The sequence below is a fragment of the Rathayibacter sp. AY2B5 genome (assembly GCF_002931645.1).
Classification (GTDB): Bacteria; Actinomycetota; Actinomycetes; order Actinomycetales; family Microbacteriaceae; genus Rathayibacter.
The window spans coordinates 1-2,756 of record NZ_PSUE01000055.1; the positions used below are offsets into that span (position 1 = coordinate 1).

The window sequence follows — 2,756 nt, forward strand, 5'->3', positions numbered from 1 at the left end:
GGGACCTTAGTTGGTGGTCTGGGTTGTTTCCCTCTCGACTATGAAGCTTATCCCCCACAGTCTCACTGCTGCGCTCTCACTTACCGGCATTCGGAGTTTGGCTGACGTCAGTAAGCTTTTGGGCCCCATCGGCCATCCAGTAGCTCTACCTCCGGCAAGAAACACGCAACGCTGCACCTAAATGCATTTCGGAGAGAACCAGCTATCACGAAGTTTGATTGGCCTTTCACCCCTATCCACAGCTCATCCCCTCCATTTTCAACTGAAGTGGGTTCGGTCCTCCACGACGTCTTACCGTCGCTTCAACCTGGCCATGGATAGATCACTTCGCTTCGGGTCTAGACCCTGCGACTGAATCGCCCTATTCGGACTCGCTTTCGCTACGGCTGCCCCACACGGGTTAACCTCGCCACAGAGCACTAACTCGCAGGCTCATTCTTCAAAAGGCACGCCGTCACCCCTACAAGGAGGCTCCGACGGTTTGTAAGCAAACGGTTTCAGGTACTATTTCACTCCCCTCCCGGGGTACTTTTCACCTTTCCCTCACGGTACTTGTCCGCTATCGGTCATCTGGGAGTATTTAGGCTTATCAGGTGGTCCTGACAGATTCACACGGGATTTCTCGGGCCCCGTGCTACTTGGGATACTCTTCACGCCATAACACCATTTCGACTACGGGGCTCGCACCCGCTCTGGCCAGGCGTTCAAACCTGTTCGTCTATGATGCGCTGTAACGTTCACCGGCCGGCAGACCGGAACGAAAAGTCCCACAACCCCGGCCATGCAACCCCTGCCGGGTATCACACATGACTCGGTTTAGCCTCTTCCGCGTTCGCTCGCCACTACTGACGGAATCACTGTTGTTTTCTCTTCCTGTGGGTACTGAGATGTTTCACTTCCCCACGTTCCCTCTACCCGCCCTATATATTCAGGCGGGAGTCACCAGGTCACCACAAGGGGCCTGGCGGGGTTTCCCCATTCGGAAATCCTCGGATCACAGCTCGTTTATCAGCTCCCCGAGGCTTATCGCAGATTACGACGTCCTTCTTCGGCTCCAGATGCCAAGGCATTCACCGTTTGCTCTTATGAACTTGCTAATCACATGAGTTAAGAAACTACAACTCGAAAAGTTGCAGATCCAATGATTTGCATGACCGCAACCCGAAAGCCGCGCCATGCGAATCTTGTCGATCCACGACCGAAGCCGTGAATCTAAGATGCTCGCGTCCACTGTGTAGTTCTCAAAATACGGGCGGTATCCCTCTCCCACACACCCAGGCGTGAGAAAAAGATCCGGAGAGTCGACCCCGCCACCCGAAGGCAGCCGGCCCGGTCCCTCAGGACCCAACAGCGTGCATGTACCCGACTCCACCGCCCCGACGCGTTCCCAACCCGAAGGCTGTACTGACGCGAGACGATCTCACCGAGCACCTAGTTCAATGTTCCACCCATGAGCTACCAGCAAAGACATTCGCTTTGATCTGGCGCCTGGAACACCCTGCGGTGTCCAGATGCTCCTTAGAAAGGAGGTGATCCAGCCGCACCTTCCGGTACGGCTACCTTGTTACGACTTAGTCCTAATCACCGATCCCACCTTCGACAGCTCCCTCCTTGCGGTTAGGCCACTGGCTTCGGGTGTTACCGACTTTCATGACTTGACGGGCGGTGTGTACAAGGCCCGGGAACGTATTCACCGCAGCGTTGCTGATCTGCGATTACTAGCGACTCCGACTTCATGAGGTCGAGTTGCAGACCTCAATCCGAACTGAGACCGGCTTTTTGGGATTCGCTCCACCTTACGGTATCGCAGCCCTTTGTACCGGCCATTGTAGCATGCGTGAAGCCCAAGACATAAGGGGCATGATGATTTGACGTCATCCCCACCTTCCTCCGAGTTGACCCCGGCAGTCTCCTATGAGTTCCCACCATGACGTGCTGGCAACATAGAACGAGGGTTGCGCTCGTTGCGGGACTTAACCCAACATCTCACGACACGAGCTGACGACAACCATGCACCACCTGTATACCGACCTTGCGGGGCAACCATTTCTGGAAGTTTCCGGTATATGTCAAGCCTTGGTAAGGTTCTTCGCGTTGCATCGAATTAATCCGCATGCTCCGCCGCTTGTGCGGGCCCCCGTCAATTCCTTTGAGTTTTAGCCTTGCGGCCGTACTCCCCAGGCGGGGAACTTAATGCGTTAGCTGCGACACGGAGACCGTGGAAAGGTCCCCACATCTAGTTCCCAACGTTTACGGCGTGGACTACCAGGGTATCTAATCCTGTTCGCTCCCCACGCTTTCGCTCCTCAGCGTCAGTAACGGCCCAGAGAACTGCCTTCGCCATCGGTGTTCCTCCTGATATCTGCGCATTCCACCGCTACACCAGGAATTCCATTCTCCCCTACCGCACTCTAGTCTGCCCGTACCCACTGCAGGCCCGAGGTTGAGCCTCGGGTTTTCACAGCAGACGCGACAAACCGCCTACGAGCTCTTTACGCCCAATAATTCCGGACAACGCTTGCACCCTACGTATTACCGCGGCTGCTGGCACGTAGTTAGCCGGTGCTTTTTCTGCAGGTACCGTCAAGCCGAAGCCCTTCTTCCCTACTAAAAGAGGTTTACAACCCGAAGGCCGTCATCCCCCACGCGGCGTTGCTGCATCAGGCTTTCGCCCATTGTGCAATATTCCCCACTGCTGCCTCCCGTAGGAGTCTGGGCCGTGTCTCAGTCCCAGTGTGGCCGGTCACCCTCTCAGG

General features: G+C 55.8%; 2 rRNA genes. Both read right to left on the reverse strand.

Annotated features, from left to right (window positions below):
* A 23S ribosomal RNA gene (locus C5C30_RS17230) occupies positions 1–1,097 on the reverse strand; the annotation flags it as partial.
* Positions 1,098–1,522: 425 nt separating this feature from the next.
* Positions 1,523–2,756: ribosomal RNA gene (locus C5C30_RS17235) — 16S ribosomal RNA — on the reverse strand; the annotation flags it as partial.